The 15,501-nt window shown below is 66.2% G+C and carries 15 protein-coding genes; 2 read left to right on the top strand and 13 right to left on the bottom strand.

What is annotated here, in order from left to right; translation table 11 throughout:
• Positions 1–57: 57 nt before the first annotated feature.
• The 8 genes from E3C22_RS20190 to E3C22_RS20150 all read right to left on the bottom strand — a co-directional run bounded on the left by E3C22_RS20190 (position 58) and on the right by E3C22_RS20150 (position 8,980).
• Positions 58–1,008 carry an ornithine cyclodeaminase family protein gene (locus E3C22_RS20190; RefSeq protein ID WP_206026997.1) on the bottom strand — a complete coding sequence of 317 codons (951 nt, stop codon included), beginning with the start codon at positions 1,006–1,008 and terminating at the stop codon, positions 58–60.
• Entirely contained in the window at positions 1,005–1,553 is a 549-nt protein-coding gene (locus E3C22_RS20185) for a GNAT family N-acetyltransferase (protein ID WP_134763692.1), read from the bottom strand. Before E3C22_RS20185 ends, E3C22_RS20190 begins: the two co-directional genes overlap by 4 nt.
• A 4-nt stretch (positions 1,554–1,557) precedes the next feature.
• Positions 1,558–2,415 (bottom strand): 3-mercaptopyruvate sulfurtransferase, encoded by an 858-nt coding sequence (gene sseA / locus E3C22_RS20180; protein ID WP_134763691.1) that lies wholly within the window; start codon positions 2,413–2,415, stop codon positions 1,558–1,560.
• 561 nt (positions 2,416–2,976) lie between these two features.
• Complete coding sequence (locus tag E3C22_RS20170; protein ID WP_134763690.1) at positions 2,977–3,708, bottom strand: alanyl-tRNA editing protein; 732 nt, start codon at positions 3,706–3,708, stop codon at positions 2,977–2,979.
• A complete protein-coding gene (locus tag E3C22_RS20165; RefSeq protein WP_134763689.1) occupies positions 3,705–4,748 on the bottom strand; it encodes a cysteine synthase A in 1,044 nt (347 codons plus the stop codon). The genes E3C22_RS20170 and E3C22_RS20165 overlap by 4 nt, the downstream gene beginning before the upstream one ends.
• Before the next feature lie 489 nt (positions 4,749–5,237).
• A complete protein-coding gene (gene glpK, locus E3C22_RS20160; protein WP_134763688.1) occupies positions 5,238–6,725 on the bottom strand; it encodes a glycerol kinase GlpK in 1,488 nt (495 codons plus the stop codon).
• Between the two features lie 89 nt (positions 6,726–6,814).
• The gene (locus E3C22_RS20155) at positions 6,815–8,608 is read right to left on the bottom strand and encodes an ABC transporter substrate-binding protein (RefSeq protein ID WP_134763687.1); all 1,794 of its coding nucleotides are present in this window, start codon (positions 8,606–8,608) and stop codon (positions 6,815–6,817) included.
• Between the two features lie 87 nt (positions 8,609–8,695).
• Complete coding sequence (locus E3C22_RS20150; RefSeq protein ID WP_134763686.1) at positions 8,696–8,980, bottom strand: DUF2160 domain-containing protein; 285 nt, start codon at positions 8,978–8,980, stop codon at positions 8,696–8,698.
• Between the two features lie 83 nt (positions 8,981–9,063).
• Between E3C22_RS20150 and E3C22_RS20145 the strand changes: the two genes are divergently transcribed.
• Entirely contained in the window at positions 9,064–9,300 is a 237-nt protein-coding gene (locus tag E3C22_RS20145; RefSeq protein WP_134763685.1) for a type II toxin-antitoxin system RelE family toxin, read from the top strand.
• Between the two features lie 9 nt (positions 9,301–9,309).
• Positions 9,310–9,666: a helix-turn-helix transcriptional regulator gene (locus E3C22_RS20140; protein WP_134763684.1), complete on the top strand. Its 357-nt coding sequence runs from the start codon at positions 9,310–9,312 to the stop codon at positions 9,664–9,666.
• Positions 9,667–9,992: 326 nt separating this feature from the next.
• Here the strand turns inward: E3C22_RS20140 and E3C22_RS20135 are convergent, their stop codons facing one another.
• The 5 genes from E3C22_RS20135 to glpD form a co-directional block, all read right to left on the bottom strand.
• Positions 9,993–10,805, bottom strand: a complete 813-nt coding sequence (locus E3C22_RS20135; protein WP_134763794.1) for a carbohydrate ABC transporter permease — start codon at positions 10,803–10,805, stop codon at positions 9,993–9,995.
• 77 nt (positions 10,806–10,882) lie between these two features.
• Positions 10,883–11,770, bottom strand: a complete 888-nt coding sequence (locus E3C22_RS20130) for a carbohydrate ABC transporter permease (protein ID WP_134763683.1) — start codon at positions 11,768–11,770, stop codon at positions 10,883–10,885.
• A 10-nt stretch (positions 11,771–11,780) separates the two neighbouring features.
• Complete coding sequence (locus E3C22_RS20125; RefSeq protein ID WP_134763682.1) at positions 11,781–12,857, bottom strand: ABC transporter ATP-binding protein; 1,077 nt, start codon at positions 12,855–12,857, stop codon at positions 11,781–11,783.
• Positions 12,858–12,869: 12 nt separating this feature from the next.
• Complete coding sequence (locus E3C22_RS20120; RefSeq protein WP_134763681.1) at positions 12,870–13,946, bottom strand: ABC transporter ATP-binding protein; 1,077 nt, start codon at positions 13,944–13,946, stop codon at positions 12,870–12,872.
• Between the two features lie 41 nt (positions 13,947–13,987).
• Positions 13,988–15,487, bottom strand: coding sequence for a glycerol-3-phosphate dehydrogenase (gene glpD, locus E3C22_RS20115; RefSeq protein WP_134763680.1), 1,500 nt, complete (start codon positions 15,485–15,487; stop codon positions 13,988–13,990).
• Positions 15,488–15,501 lie beyond the last annotated feature (14 nt).

Below are 15,501 nucleotides of genomic sequence, written 5' to 3'. Positions count from 1 at the left end.
AGCTGCCCGATCAATGGGTCGGCTACAGCGCTGGTCCGAAAAATCGGAAACGAACAACTAGGAGGCCGCTGCCATCACCTTGGCGATCAGTTTCGCGACCATCAGGTCGAGATGGGCGCCACCGCCATTCTTGAAGACGGTGATCGCCTGGTCGCTGCTGCGACCCGCCTTGCCGGCGACGAGATCGTGAAACTCGCCGCGAATGTCGTCCTTCGTGATGGTGCCATGATCGAGCGGGATCTGGATCTCGCCGATATGGCCGATGGTGGTCTTGCGGGAATCGACGAAGATCTCGCCACGCGTGAGCACCGCGTCGTCCGCCTCGCGCATCTGCGGCGTGTAGGCCCCGATGAGGTCGACATGGGCGCCGGGCTTCAGCCATTCGCCCTTGAGGAACGGCTCGCTCGCCATGGTCGCGGTCGCGACGATGTCGGCCTCGCTGACGGCAGATGCGAGATCGGGCGCGGCGTTGACGGAAGGGCCCTTGCCGGCGAATTTGCCGGCGAAGGAGGCCGCCAGGTCCTCGGCGCGTTGCTGGGTCCGGTTCCAGACAAGGACCGTGGTGATTGACGGAAACACCATCGGATAGGCTTCGATCAGGTTCGCCGCGACCGTGCCGGCGCCGCAGACGAGCAGCGTCTTCGGCTCGCGCCGGGCCAGGAGCTTTGCGCCGAGCAGCGAATCGGCGACGGTCTTCCACTTGGTGACGAGCCCGCCGTCGATCACCGCGCTCGGCGCGCCGGTCTCGATGTCGAAGAGGATGACCGCCCCCTGCACGGAGGGGAGCGGCGGCGTCTTTCGGGGATTGTCCGGAAAGATCGTGACGGATTTCAGCGCGATGCCGAGCCTCTCGATCCAGGCGGCGCGGCTCAAAAGCTTCTTATCGCCGCTGCCGATCAAGAGATCGCCGATCTCGGGCGCTGCCAGCCGGTGCCCGGCCTCAAGCGCCTCAACCACCATCGGCCAGGTCAGGCGGCGGTCCGCCTCCTCGTAGCCGACGACCTTCACGAATGCGCCCTCAGCGGCTCGCGGACGCTCTCGATCGCCGGCGTCTGGACGTCGCGCAGCGCATAGGGCCTGAAGCCGTGCTTCTGATAGAGGGCGAGCGCCGCCGGATGGTCGAGCGTGTTGGTCTCGATGGTCACCCGCTTCGGGCCGCCGGCAAAGGCGCTGGCGATCGCCCGCGACAGCATCACATGGGCAAGACCGTAGCCGCGATAGTCCGGCAGGACGCCGAAATGGACGATCCGCACCTCGTCGGTGACGCGGCGGATGTCGAGTTCGAACCAGCCGGCCTTCCGCCCGTCGACCGTCATCACGAAGATCCTGGTGTCGCGGTCGTGGATCTCGCGGCGCAGCCGCTCGTCGTCGATGAGCCGCGAGGTCCAGTGATGGGCCTCGCCGACGATGCGATAGAGCGCCCGGTATTCGGCCAGCGGCATCCACCGCATCTCGGCGATGGCGACCATGCCGACGCCGTGCGGCACGGGGGTGAGGCCCCGCGGCGGCGATTTCAGCTCGAGGCTGGTGACGCGTGTGCGAAGAAGGCGCATCGGCTCAGGTCTTCGCGCCCCGGCCGGTCTCGACCGGCGTGTCCGGTGCCGAGCCCCATTCGGTCCAGGAGCCGTCATAGAGTTTGGAGCTGCGATTGCCGAGGCTTTCCAGCGCCAGGCTGATCACCGCCGCCGTCACGCCCGAGCCGCAACTCGTCACCGAAGGCTTGTCCGGGTCGATCCCGGCGTCCGCGAAGGCCTGGCGCAGCGCTTCGGGCGATTTCAGCCGGCCGTTGTCGGCAAGGGTGAGGAAAGGCAGGCTGTGGGCGCCCGGCATGTGGCCGGGGCGCACGCCCGCCCGCGGCTCCGGCGCCTCGCCGGCAAAGCGATCGGCCGGCCGCGCGTCGAGGATCTGCAGCGAGCCGGAGGAGACGATCTCCTTCATCTCGGGCAGGAACACCGCCGCTTTGGCCTCGGCATCGGCCTCGAAGGTCGCCGGCCGAGGGGCCGGGGCAGTGGTCTCGACCGGCAGGCCGGCAGCCTGCCAAGCCGGGAAGCCGCCGTCGAGGACGCGCACGTCCTTCGCCCCGAAGCTGCGGAACATCCACCAGACCCGCGGCGCCGAGAACAGGCCCATGCCGTCATAGACGACGATCGTGTCCTTGTCGGAAATGCCGAGTTCGCCGACCTTTTCGGCGAAAAGCTCCGGCGAGGGCAGGGTGTGCGGCAGGTTCGACGCCGGGTCGACGATGGCGTCCTGATCGAAGAACACGGCGCCGGGAATGTGCCCCGCCTCGTATTCCGCCTTGGCGAATCGGTTCTGCGCCGGCAGGTACCAGGAGGCATCGACGATCGAGACGCCGTCGCGGCCGAGAACGTCGGCGAGATCTTCGGGTGAAATCAGGAAAGGGTTCTGGGTCATCGGGTCTGAGCGGGTGGCGGTTCGATGCAGGATTCGGGCTCAATCTGCCCTGTTCTGAGGAGGCTGGCCAGAGCGGCGGAGCGCGTGGCCCGTCCATTTGGCACATGGGGGCTAACTAGGCCGACCGCCATCCTCGCCAATGGATGGTTCCGGGGGTGGGGCTGTAATCGCCGCCGGAGGTGCCGCTGGCCGGAAGGCTGCGTCGGGTGTTCGCGATCCTACGGCGCCAGTTTGTTGCGGCATATCGAGCGGTCCTCGCAGTGTGATCTCCCGCAGCGCTTTTTCGCGGCGCTCATCCTGTTCACCGCGCCCCCCTCTGCCCTGCCGGGCATCTCCCCCTCACGGGGGGAGATCACGCGCGCCTATGGCGGCGTCTCTTCTGCAACCAATAAACAGCTTTCCCATGGCGAAAGCCGCGGCCTCAGGCGACTGGCCGATCTCCCCCCTTGAGGGGGAGATGCCCGGCAGGGCAGAGGGGGGTGCTCGCACGGCGCTCGCGGCCTCTCGCCGCCTTAAAACGCCGCCCCGACGATATCGCCACCGCGAACGCCGGACGTCCGCCTACCCCGGCATCGGCCCGAATCGGATCCGGAACCGACGGTTCTCGCGGCCCTTCTTCTCAACCTTCGAGATGTGGATCTCGCCCACTTCCTGGGTTTCGGAGACATGGGTGCCGCCACAGGGCTGGGTGTCGACCGCGCCGTCCTCGCCGATGCAGACCAGGCGGATCTGCCCGAGCCCGCGCGGCGGGCGGACATTGGCGGATTTGACCAGACCGGGATTGGCGTCGAGCTCGGCATCGGTGATCCAGCGGGTGAACACCGGATGGTTGGCCGAAACGATTGCCATCATCCTTTCCGTCACTTCGGCCTTGTCGGCGGAGGCGTCGGTGAGGTCGAAGTCGACGCGGCTTTCCTCCTCGCCGACCGAGGCGCCGGTGATCGGGTAGGGCAGCACCACCGAGAGGATATGGCAGGCGGTGTGCATGCGCATCAGCCGGTAGCGGCGCTTCCAGTCGATGTGGAGGACGAGCGGCTCCCCGATGGCGGGCATCGGCTGGCCTTCGGCCGGCAGATGGACGATGACGTCCTTGGTCTCGCCGGTGAGCGTCGCGGCGATCCTGATCACCGAGCCGTCCTGCCGCTCGAAATGGCCGGTGTCGCCCGGCTGGCCGCCGGAGGTCGCATAGAACACCGTCCGGTCGAGAAGGATGCCGCCATCTTCGCGCAGACCCGTAACGCTCGCCTCGACGGTCGAGAGATAGGCGTCGTCGCGAAACAGCGGGAGGGTCAATCGACCGCCTCGTAGGGCACGTCGAACTGCGGCGTCCGACCGATCCAGCCCGGCACCGGCAGGTTCTTCTCGCGCAGGAAGGCCGGGTTGAACATCTTCGACTGGTAGCGGTTGCCGTAGTCGCAGAGCACCGTCACGATGGTGTGGCCGGGACCCATTTCGCGGGCCATCCGGATCGCACCGGCAATGTTGATGCCCGACGAGCCGCCGAGGCAGAGGCCCTCTTCCTCGACCAGGGCAAAGACGATCTTCAGCGCCTCGTCGTCGGGGATCTGATAGGCGAAGTCCGGCTCGAACCCTTCGAGATTCCTGGTGATGCGGCCCTGGCCGATGCCCTCGGTGATCGACGATCCCTCGGGCTTCAGCTCGCCATGGGCATAATAGTTGTAGAGCGCCGCGCCCATCGGGTCGGCAATGCCGATCTTGATGCGGCCGGAATGGCGCTTCAGCCCCATCGCGGTGCCGGCGAGCGTGCCGCCGGTGCCGACGGCGCAGATGAAGCCATCGATGTCGCCGCCGCTCTGGTGCCAGATCTCCTCGGCGGTGGTGACGACATGGCCGTCGCGATTGGCGGTATTGTCGAACTGGTTGGCCCAGATGGCGCCGGCCGAATGGGTCTTCGCCAGCTGCTCGGCAAGCCGGCCGGAAAGCTTCACGTAGTTGTTGGGGTTCTTGTAGGGGACCGCCGGCACCTCGATCAGCTCGGCGCCCATCAGCCGAAGCGCGTCCTTCTTCTCCTCGCTCTGGGTCTCGGGAATGACGATGACCGTCTGGTAGCCGAGCGCCTTGGCGACGAGCGACAGGCCGATGCCGGTGTTGCCGGCAGTGCCCTCGACGATCAGCCCGCCCGGCTCGAGCAGGCCCTTCTCCTCGGCGTCGCGGATGATGAAGAGGCCGGCCCGGTCCTTCACCGACTGGCCGGGATTCATGAACTCGGCCTTGCCGTAGATCTCGCAGCCGGTCTCCTCCGAAGCGCGGGCAAGCCGGATCAGCGGCGTGTTGCCGATGGCGTCGAGAACGGAGTTGAGGCGCTGGGTCATGAATCCGGTTTCGCATAGAAGGGAGCGGTCGTTCCCCGCAAATTATGGACGTGTTCCGGCTAAGGCAAGGATTCGGTGGGGAGGGAGCCGAGCGATCGCTCGAAGCCGGGGCCCGAACGCGCGATTGGCCTGCTCTGTCCCACGAGGGGGAGATCGAAGCGTGAGTGACGGCGCTTTCCTGCAAGCGATCGTCCTGGGGGAGAGGCACAGGCCGCACCGGTTTCGTCGACCCGGGCTTGACCCAGCGCAACGCCGCAGAAGGAGCATAGACATTTCCAACTCGTCATCCCGGGCTTGACCCGGGATCCAGTCCAAACCGCCAAAGCGGCCATAAAGCTTTGCGGGATGCGGATCATGGGCCCACCGCGACCGGCGGTCGACGACAGAGGATGGGTCCCGGCTCTGGGGTCGGGATGACGAGGCTTTGAGGCCGGGCGCCCTTCCGGAAAAGGGGAGGAGCGCGGGGAGCTTCCGTACCGCCGGCCCCCCTCAGCGCGTCAGCGTGCGCCTCACCGCATCGGCCCAGCCGGTGAGCTTGCCGCCCCTGGTGACGGCGTCCATCTGCGGGGTGAACTGCCGCTCCAGCCGCCATCTGGCGGCAAAGCCGTCGGCGTCCGGCCAGACCCCGGCCTTCTGCCCGGCCAGCCAAGCGGCGCCGAGTGCCGTCGTTTCCAGCACCACCGGCCGGTCCACCGGCGCGTCGAGAAGATCGGCAAGGCACTGCATCGTCCAGTCGGAGGCGACCATGCCGCCGTCGACCCGCAGCACCGTGTCCGCCGCCGCCGGCCAGTCCTTCTTCATGGCGTTGAGGAGGTCGGCGGTCTGGTAGCAGACGGCCTCGAGGGCGGCTCTTGCGAATTCCTCCGGGCCGGTCCGGCGGGTGAGGCCGTAGATCGCGCCGCGCGCCTCGGCGTCCCACCATGGCGCACCGAGGCCGGTGAAGGCGGGAACGAGATAGACGTCCTGCTCCGGGTCGGCGCCTGCCGCCAGCCTGCCGCTGACATCGGCCTTGTCGATCAGCTTCAGCCCGTCGCGCAGCCACTGCACCGCAGCACCGGCGATGAAGATCGAGCCCTCCAGGGCAAAGCTGGTCTTGCCGGCGAGGCGATAGGCGATGGTGGTCAAGAGCCGGTTGTTCGAGGCGACGCGCTCCCCGCCGGTATTGAGGACGGCGAAGCAGCCGGTGCCATAGGTGGATTTCAGCATGCCCGGCGCAAAACAGGCCTGACCGAGCGTCGCTGCATGCTGGTCGCCCGCGATGCCGAGAACCCTGATCGCCGCACCGAACAGCGAGGCGTCGGTGACGCCGAAATCGGCGTCGCAGTCCATTACCTCGGGCAGGATCGCCCGCGGCACGGCAAGAAGCTTCAGGAGATCGTCGTCCCAGTCGTTCGCCGAAATGTCGAAGAGCATGGTGCGCGAGGCGTTGGTCGCGTCGGTCGAATGCACCTTGCCGCCGGTGAGGCGGGCAAGGAGAAACGAGTCGATCGTCCCGAAGGCGAGCTTGCCAGCCTCGGCCTTCTCGCGCGCGCCATCGACATGGTCGAGCATCCAGGCGATCTTGGTGCCGGAAAAATACGGATCGACGATCAGCCCGGTCTTTTCGGTGATCGCCGGCTCGGCGCCGTCCGCCACCAGCCTGCGGCAGACATCGGATGTGCGCCGGTCCTGCCAGACGATGGCGTTGTGGATCGGCTTGCCGGTCTCGCGGTCCCACAGCACCACCGTCTCGCGCTGGTTGGTGATGCCGATCGCCGCGACGTCGGAAGCCGACAGCGAGGCGTCGGCGAGCGCCCCGCGCACGGTGGCGACGACGGAGCCCCAGATCTCCTCCGGATCATGCTCGACCCAACCGGAGCGGGGGAAATGCTGGGCGAATTCCTGCTGGGCGACGCCCTTGATGCGAAAGCCGTCGTCGAAGACGATCGCCCGCGTCGAGGTGGTGCCCTGGTCGATGGCGAGAACGTAGCCGGACATTGCGGGGCCCCTGTTTGGTCTTTTCGTGCTGCCGGATCATGGCGAAAGCCGGGGCGGACCCCGGCTTTCCCATCCGTGGAAATCGACGATCAGTTCGATTTCTTCATCGTGCCGTCGCCGGAAGCCGGCATCGCCTCGGCCTTGTCCATCGAGGCATTGGCGTCGGCCCAGCTCTTCACCAGCTCGTCATAGGAGACGGTGACCGGCTTTTCCTTCTCGTTCTCCTTCTTCGGCTGGGGCGCCAGCGTGCCGTTCGCCTTGGCCTGCTCGACCCAGTAGTCCATGTCGTGCTCTTCGTTGAGCTTCGGGCCGATGTCGCCCTGGATGCCGGCCCGCTCGAGGCGCTGCATCACCTGCTCCTGATTGGCGCAGAGCGTGTCCATGGCTTCCTGCGGCGTCTTGGCGCCGGAGGCGGCATCGCCGATCGCCTGCCACCAGAGCTGGGCGAGCTTCGGATAGTCCGGCACGTTGGTGCCGGTCGGCGACCACTGCTTGCGGGCCGGCGAGCGGTAGAACTCGACGAGGCCGCCGAGCTTCGGCGCACGCTCGGTGAAGCTCTTGTCGCGAATGGTCGACTCGCGGATGAAGGTCAGGCCCTCGTGGCTCTTCTTCACGTCGACGGTCTTGGAGGTGACGAACTGGGCGTAGAGCCAGGCGGCCTTGGCACGGTCTTCCGGCGTCGACTTCATCAGCGTCCAGGAGCCGACGTCCTGATAGCCGAGCTTCATGCCGTCGACCCAGTAGACGCCGTGGGGCGAGGGCGCCATGCGCCACTTCGGATTGCCTTCCTCGTCGACCACCGGCAGGCCGTCCTTGACCATGTCGGCGGTAAAGGCGGTGTACCAGAAGATCTGCTGGGCGATCTGGCCCTGCGCCGGCACCGGGCCGGATTCCGAGAAGGTCATGCCCTGGGCTTCCTGCGGGGCGTAGGCCTTCAGCCAGTCGAGATATTTCTGGATCGAATAGACCGCAGCCGGGCCGTTGGTGTCGCCGCCGCGGGCGACGCAGGAGCCGGTCGGCTGGCTCTGCTCGTTGACCCGGATGCCCCATTCGTCCACCGGCAGGCCGTTCGGGATGCCCTTGTCGCCATTGCCGGCCATCGACAGCCAGGCGTCGGTGAAGCGCCAGCCGAGCGAGGGGTCCTTCTTGCCGTAGTCCATGTGGCCATAGACCTTCTGGCCGTCGATCTCGCGGCCGGTGAAGAACTCGGCGATGTCCTCATAGGCCGACCAGTTGACCGGCACGCCGAGGTCGTAGCCGTACTTCTCCTTGAAGTCGGCCTTGTTCTTATCGTCGTTGAACCAGTCGTAGCGGAACCAATAGAGATTGGCGAACTGCTGGTCGGGAAGCTGGTAGAGCTTCTTGTCCGGGGCCGTGGTGAAGGACGTGCCGATGAAGTCGTCGACGTCGAGCATCGGATTGGTGACGTCCTTGCCCTCGTTCTCCATCCAGTCGGTCAGGTTGCGGACCTGCTTGTAGCGCCAGTGGGTGCCGATCAGGTCGGAATCGTTGACATAGGCGTCGTAGATGTTCTCGCCCGACTGCATCTGCGTCTGCAGCTTCTCGATGACGTCGCCTTCGCCGATCAGGTCGTGGGTGACCTTGATGCCGGTGATCGCGGTGAAGGCCGGCGCCAGCACCTTCGATTCGTATTCATGGGTGGTGATGGTCTCCGACACGACCTTGATGTCCATGCCCTGGAAGGGCTGGGCGGCGTCGATGAACCACTGCATCTCCTTTTCCTGGTCCTCTCTCGAGAGGCTCGAGAGATCCTTGATCTCGGTGTCCAGGAACTTCTTGGCAGCGTCCATGTCGGCAAAGGCCGGACCGGAAGCGAGCGCGATGGCGAGGGCCGCGCTGGTGACCCAGAGTGTGCGTTTCATGAAATATCCTCCCGTTTGCAGAAGCCGGTCGATCCTTCCCGGACTTGGGGCCGACCGGCGGCGACCCGAAGCCTCTGTCCTGCCGCGTCAGACCGTGCGGAAGACGAGAGCGAAAAAGGCCGCGCAGACGATCAGCGCGTACCAGAGCGATAGGTCGGTGGCCCACAGCCAGCCGAGGCAGATGAAGGCGGAGCCGAGCAGCGACACGAACAGTCGGTCGCCGCGGGTGGTCTCGAAGCGCAGGATGCCGACCCGCGGGCCGCCGCCCGGAACCGCGTATTCCCACACGCCCATCAGCGCGATCAGCGCGAAGATGGCGATGAAGAAGATCGCCGTCGGCCAGGTCCAGGCCATCCAGGAAAGGTCGATCATTTTGACGCTCTCAAGCTCGAATTGCGCGGCCTTCGATATTCCGCTATTGCGTATTTTGTTGATGCGTTTGAGCGGATGCGCATATGGAAGTCGTTTACCGGCGATCTGCGACGAAGGCGATGGAACGGATGCCTGCGAACGATCGCGACGCGCTCAAAGCGAAACTGAAGCGATATGCCGCTTCCGGCGAAGGCGATGTCATCAAACTCTCGGCACGGAACGAGTGGCGCCTTCGTCACGGAGATTGGCGGGCGATCTTTGTGATTGAGAATCAACTGCTCGTGGTCCGTGTCGCGCATCGCCGTGACATCTACAAATAAGGGGTCGACATGAACCAGGCAGTGACACTTTCCGGCGAGCCGATGATCGTCATGACCAAGGCCGAGTACGATGCCCTGGTCGAAGATATCGGTGACATCGCCATTGCAGAGCAAGCGATGATGGCCGACGAGGGCTCGCCGTCGATGCCGAGCGAATTGGCCGAAGCCGTTTGGGACGGAACGCTCCACCCTCTCGCCGCATGGCGCAAGTCGGTGGGCTGGACGCAGGCCGAACTGGCGGCGGCCGCTGGGCTTCGTCCGGCGACGGTCAGTGACATCGAGAGCGGGAAAATCGACCCGCGCCTGTCGACGCTGAGGGCCTTGGCGAAGGCTCTGAAGCTTGGCATCGAGGACATCGTGGACTGATCTGCCGACGGTTGCCCCGTCCGCGACGTCATCCTCGGGCTTGTCCCGAGGATCGACCGCGCCTGACGTTTCGCTTCGGTGTCGAATGGCCGAGGGTCTTTGCGCTCTGGCGGCAGCAGATCCTCGGGACAAGCCCGAGGATGACGACTCCGCGAAAGGCAGCGCCCCGCCGCCCCGCCCCCTCATCCTGAGGTGCGACCCTGAGCTTGTCGAAGGGGAGCCTCGAAGGGCGAGGGGGCGACGCGCGGCGACCACCACTGTCCCCAGCCTGCCAAGGCTTCGCAGGGCGAGGTGGCTCCACACAGGCGTTGAAGCGACAGCTTCCATCACACCCGCCCCAGGGCGAAGCCCTTGGCGATGTAGTTACGCACGAACCAGATGACGATCGCGCCGGGAATGATCGTCAACGCGCCCGCCGCTGCGAGAACGCCCCAGTCGAGCCCCGAGGCGGAGACGGTGCGGGTCATGATCGCCGAGATCGGCTTGGCGTCGGTCACCGTCAGGGTGCGGGCGATCAGAAGCTCGACCCAGGAGAACATGAAGCAGAAGAAGGCGGCGACGCCGATGCCGCTCGCGATCAGCGGCATGAAGATCTTGAAGAAGAACTTCGGGAAGGAATAGCCGTCGATATAGGCGGTCTCGTCGATCTCCTTGGGAACGCCCGACATGAAGCCCTCGAGGATCCACACGGCCAGCGGCACGTTGAAAAGGCAATGGGCGAGCGCCACGGCGATATGGGTGTCGATCAGGCCGAAGGCCGAATAGAGCTGGAAGAACGGCAGGGCGAACACCGCCGGCGGCGCCATCCGGTTCGTCAGCAGCCAGAAGAACAGGTGCTTGTCGCCGAGGAAGCGGTAGCGCGAGAAGGCGTAGGCCGCCGGCAGCGCCACCGCCACCGAGATCGCCATGTTCATCACCACATAGATGATCGAATTGACGTAGCCCATGTACCAGGACGCATCGGTGAAGATGACCCGGTAGTTGTGAAGCGTCGGATTGGTCGGGATCAGCGTCAGCCCGCCGAGGATCTCCTGGTTGGTCTTGAAGCTCATATTGACGAGCCAGTAGATCGGCAGGAGCAGGAAGACGATGTAGAGCGCCGGGATCAGCGCCTTCCAGCGGAAATGCCCGGTCTTCATGCGCGATCTTGCCGCGAGCGCGCTTTCCGAATGGGCGGCGCCGGGCAGGCTGGAATGGGCGGTGGTCGCGTGGTCGGTCATTCCGCGCCCCCTTTCAGCGGTTTGTCGGTGCCGGCATTGGTCATCACCGTGTAGAAGACCCACGACAGGAGAAGGACGATCAGGAAGTAGATCAGGCTCATCGCCGCCGCTTCGCCGAGATTGAACTGGCCGATCGCCAGCTTGACGAGATCGATCGACAGGAAGGTCGTCGAGTTGCCCGGGCCGCCGCCGGTGACGACGAAGGGCTCGGTGTAGATCATGAAACTGTCCATGAAGCGCAGGAGCACGGCGATCAGCAGCACCCGCCCCATCTTCGGCAGTTGGATGTAGCGGAACACCGCCCAGCGCGAGGCGCCGTCGATCTTGGCGGCCTGGTAGTAGGCGTCGGGAATCGAGACGAGGCCGGCATAGCAGAGCAGGACGACGAGGCTCGTCCAGTGCCAGACGTCCATGACGATGACGGTCACCCAGGCGTCGAGTGGGTAGCGCACATAGTTGTAGTCGATGCCCAGCGCGTCGATCGTGTAGCCGAGAAGGCCGATGTCGGTGCGCGCGAAAACCTGCCAGATGGTGCCGACGACGTTCCAGGGGATCAACAGCGGCAGGGCCATCAGGACGAGGCAGACCGGCACGAAGATGCCCTTCTTCGGCATCGCCAGCGCGACGAGGATGCCGAGCGGCACCTCGATGGCGAGGATGATGGCCGAGAAGATCAGATTGCGGATCAGCGCGTCGTGGAAGCGCTCCGACGTCAGCACCTCGCGGAACCAGTCGGCGCCGTACCAGAAGAACTGGTTGTTGCCGAAGGAATCCTGCACCGAATAGTTCACCACCGTCATCAGCGGCACGACGGCCGAGAAGGCGACGAGCAGCAGCACCGGCAGGACGAAGAACCAGGCCTTGTTGTTGAGGGTCTTTTCCATCAAGTCCTCCTCAGGCCCGCTCGACCAGCCAGGAATCGGCGTAGAGATTGAGCCGCCCGTCGGAAAAGGCGACGTCCGCATCGGCGGGGATCGGCCGGTCCTCGCCGACGATGGCGCTCAGGCGGTGCTCGCCGAGCCTTGCCCGGACGATCTTTTCCGAGCCGATGTCCTCGACCTTCTCGATCGTCACCGGAATGCCCTGTCCGCGCGGCACCAGGGAGACGAATTCCGGCCTGATGCCGAGTTCGATCTGCCGGCCGGACCTGGCCGGAGAGAGCCCCGCCGGCAGGCGGATCCGCTCGCCGGAGACCAGCGCCTCGCCGCCCTCGAGCCGGCAGGGCAGGACGTTCATGCCGGGAGAGCCGATGAAATAGCCGACGAAGGTGTGCTGGGGGCGCTCGAACAGCTCTTCGGGCGTGCCGATCTGCACGACCTCGCCGTCATACATCACCACCACCTTGTCGGCGAAGGTCAGCGCCTCGGTCTGATCGTGGGTGACGTAGACCATGGTCATCTGGAATTCCCGGTGGAGCTGCTTCAGCTCCGAGCGCAGCTGCCACTTCATGTGCGGGTCGATGACGGTCAGCGGTTCGTCGAAGAGGATCGCCGCGACGTCGGAACGCACCAGGCCGCGCCCCAGCGAGATCTTCTGCTTCTCGTCGGCGGTCAGCCCGCGCGCCTTGCGGTCGGCCTTGGCCGCAAGGCCGATCCGCCGCAGCATGTCGTCGACGCGGGTCGCGATCTCGGCCTTCGGCACCTTGCGGTTCTTCAGGGGGAAGGCGAGGTTCTCGCGCACCGTCATGGTGTCGTAGATCACCGGGAACTGGAACACCTGGGCGATGTTGCGCGCCTCCGGCGTCAGCATGGTCACGTCCCGGTCGTCGAAGCGCACATGCCCGTCCGAGGGCGTCAGCAGGCCGGAGATGATGTTGAGGAGGGTCGTCTTCCCGCAGCCCGACGGCCCGAGCAGCGCATAGGCGCCGCCGTCCTCGAAGGCGGTGTCCACCTCGCGCAGCGCGTAGTTGCCGGCCTTGGCGAGTTCGGGGCTGTAGGCGTGGCGGATGTGATCGAGCCTGATGCGGGCCATCGTCGCTCTCCTTCAGGCCGCCAGCGCGGCGGGCGCGCCGAGCGCGCTGCCGTCGTCGGCAAAGACCAGGATCTCCCCCGGGTCGAAGGACAGATGCACCGTGTCGCCGGCCTCGACGCGCCGGATGCCGTGGACGAGCGCGACGATCGGCGTCTCGCCGAGCCTTGCATGGATGAAGGTTTCCGATCCCGTGACCTCGGTCAGCGAGACCTCGGCGTCGAAGCCCGCCCCATGGGCGTTGCCGAGTTCGAGGCGATGCGGCCTGACGCCGATCCGGTAGCGGCCGTCGGACAGCCCGGCATGGGCGGGGGCCGCCGCGAAGTCGACACCGCCGTCGCCGGTAAAGCGGCCCCCGCGCTTTTGCAGCGGCAGGACGTTCAGCGGCGGGTCGGAGAAGGTCGTCGCGGTGACGATGTCCTGCGGCCGGCGATAGACCGCCGTCGTGTCGCCGAACTGGGTGACGCGGCCCTTCGACAGCGTCGCCGTCTGGCCGCCGAGGAGCAGCGCCTCGTGCGGCTCGGTGGTGGCGTAGACGAAGATCGCGCCGGTCTCGGCGAAGATCTTCGGCAGTTCCTCACGCAGTTCCTCGCGCAGCTTGTAGTCGAGATTGGCGAGCGGCTCGTCGAGGAGCACGAGATCGGCGTTCTTGACGAGGGCTCTCGCCAGCGCCGTGCGCTGCTGCTGGCCTCCCGAAAGGTTGAGCGGCGTGCGGTCGAGATAGGGCGTCATCTTCAGAAGGTCGGCCGCCTTCCTGACGGCAGCGTCGATCTCCGCTTTCGGCCGGCCGGCGACGCGCATCGGCGAGGCGATGTTCTCGTAGACGGTCAGCGTCGGGTAGTTGATGAACTGCTGGTAGACCATGGCGACGTTGCGCCGGCGTACGGGCACGCCGGTGACGTCCTTGCCGTCCATCATCACCTTGCCGGAGGTCGGCGCGTCGAGCCCCGCCATCAGCCGCATCAGCGAGGTCTTGCCGGAAAGCGTCGGGCCGAGCAGGACGTTCAGCGACGAGCGCTGCAGCGCCATCGACACGCCGATGATGTGATCCTCGCCGCTGACCCTTCGGCTGACATCGATGAGTTCGAGCAATCCGTCCTCCCAAACGGTTGGCTGCGTCGGTGAGCCGGCCTTCAGGCCGCCGCCCGCTGCCTTTCCGTCGCCTTTTCCACGTATTTTGCCAGCCGCTCCGCCTCGGCCGGCGAGAAACGCAGGCCGAGCTTCGACCGGCGCCACAAGATATCGTCGGCGCTCTGCGCCCACTCGCGTTCGATCAGGAAATCGACCTCGGCCGCGAAGAGACCATGGCCGAAATCCTCGCCGAGCCCGCCGGCCCTGGCAAATGCCGCGGCGTCGGTGCCATAGGCCCGCACCAGCCGGCGGATCGTCGCCTTGGCGAGCTCCGGTGCCTGGCGCGCCAGCGCTTCTTCGAGGCCGGCAATCCCGTCCACCGGAAAGTCGCCGCCCGGCAGCGCGGCGCCGCCCGTCCAGCTTTCGCCCTTGCGGCCGATCGCCGAGCCGATCTTCTCCATCGCGTCCTCGGCGAGCACCCGGTAGGTGGTGATCTTGCCGCCAAAGCAGTTGAGCAGCCCCGGACCGTCCTTGTCGCCTTCGGTGCGCAGCACGTAGTCGCGAGTCGCCTCCTGGGCCTTCGATGCGCCGTCGTCGAACAGCGGCCTGACGCCGGAAAAGCTCCAGACGATGTCGTCGCGGGTCACCGGCCGGGCGAAATACTCGCTCGCCGCCGCGACGAGATAGTCGGTCTCCTCGTCGGTGATGGCGGCGGCGGCGGGATCTCCCTCGTAGTCGCGGTCGGTGGTGCCGATGAGGGTAAAGTCGTCCTCATAGGGGATGGTGAAGATGATCCGGCCGTCGGAATTCTGGAAGATGTAGGCCCGGTCGTGGTCGTAGAGCTTGCGGGTGACGATGTGCGAGCCCTGGACGAGGCGGATGTGATGGGCCTCGTTGCGGCCCATCGCCCCGCGCAGGATGATGTCGACCCACGGGCCGCCGGTATTGACCAGGAAGCGGGCGGCGGCGCGGCTTTCCTTGCCGGTCGCCTCGTCGCGCAAAGTGAGCTGCCAGAGCCCGGCCTCGCGCCGCGCCGCGACGAGGCGGCTGCGCACCATGATGTCGGCGCCCTTCGCCTCGGCGGAGCGGGCGTTGAGGACGACGAGCCGGGCGTCGTCCACCCGCGCGTCGGAATATTCGAAGCCGGTCGTATATTCGCTCTTAAGCGGCGCGCCGAGCGGGCCGGTGAGATCGACCTTCGTCGTCGCCTTCAGCTTCCGCCGGCCGCCGATGTGATCGTAGAGGAAGAGGCCGGTGCGCAGCAGCCATTTCGGCCTAAGCCCGTCGTGATGGGGCAGGATGAAGCGCAGCGGACGGATGATGTGCGGCGCGATCTTCCAGAGCACCTCGCGCTCCATCAGCGCGTGGCGCACCAGGGAAAATTCGTAATGCTCCAGATAGCGCAGGCCGCCATGGATCAGCTTGGTCGACCAGGAGGAGGTGCCGGAGGCGAGATCGTTCATCTCGGCAAGGCCCACGCTGTAGCCCCGTCCGGCCGCGTCGCGCGCGATGCCGCAGCCATTGATGCCGCCGCCGATGACGAAGATGTCGTAGGTCTTCATGCTCTCCCGCTTCG

This window comes from Jiella endophytica, assembly GCF_004519335.1.
GTDB classification, from domain to species: domain Bacteria; phylum Pseudomonadota; class Alphaproteobacteria; order Rhizobiales; family Rhizobiaceae; genus Jiella; species Jiella endophytica.
The sequence above is the reverse complement of the archived record's forward strand: the minus strand, read 5'-3'. Positions and strand labels throughout refer to the sequence as shown.